The sequence below is a fragment of the Streptosporangium vulgare genome, from assembly GCF_042428775.1.
Lineage (GTDB): Bacteria > Actinomycetota > Actinomycetes > Streptosporangiales > Streptosporangiaceae > Streptosporangium > Streptosporangium vulgare.
The window spans coordinates 1-538 of record NZ_JBHMBS010000185.1 but is presented as its reverse complement, the minus strand read 5'-3'; the positions used below and the strand labels follow the sequence as shown (position 1 = coordinate 538).

Sequence of the window (538 nt, the reverse complement as noted above, 5' to 3'; positions counted from 1 at the left end):
AGCCTCGTGTCTTGCGAGGATAAGTGCATTATGAATATCTTACATATATGTGTGACCTCAAAATGGTTCAATATTGACAACAAAATTGTCGATCACCGCCCTTGATTTGCCCTTCTGTAGCCATCACCAGAGCCAAACCGATTAGATTCAATGTGATCTATTTGTTTGCTATATCTTAATTTTGCCTTTTGCAAAGGTCATCTCTCGTTTATTTACTTGTTTTAGTAAATGATGGTGCTTGCATATATATCTGGCGAATTAATCGGTATAGCAGATGTAATATTCACAGGGATCACTGTAATTAAAATAAATGAAGGATTATGTAATGGAAAACTTTAAACATCTCCCTGAACCGTTCCGCATTCGTGTTATTGGGCCAGTAAAACGTACCACTCGCGCTTATCGTGAAGAGGCAATTATTAAATCCGGTATGAACCCGTTCCTGCTGGATAGCGAAGATGTTTTTATCGATTTACTGACCGACAGCGGCACCGGGGCGGTGACGCAGAGCATGCAGGCTGCGATGATGCGCGGCGAC

General features: G+C 41.6%; 2 protein-coding genes. Both read left to right on the top strand.

What is annotated here, in order from left to right:
- The first annotated feature begins 30 nt into the window (after positions 1-30).
- Positions 31-105, top strand: a complete 75-nt coding sequence (gene tnaC / locus ACFFRH_RS45045; protein ID WP_001364348.1) for a tryptophanase leader peptide — start codon at positions 31-33, stop codon at positions 103-105.
- Positions 106-310: 205 nt separating this feature from the next.
- The coding region (locus ACFFRH_RS45040; RefSeq protein ID WP_512701164.1) for a hypothetical protein at positions 311-538 on the top strand (228 nt) is incomplete at its 3' end.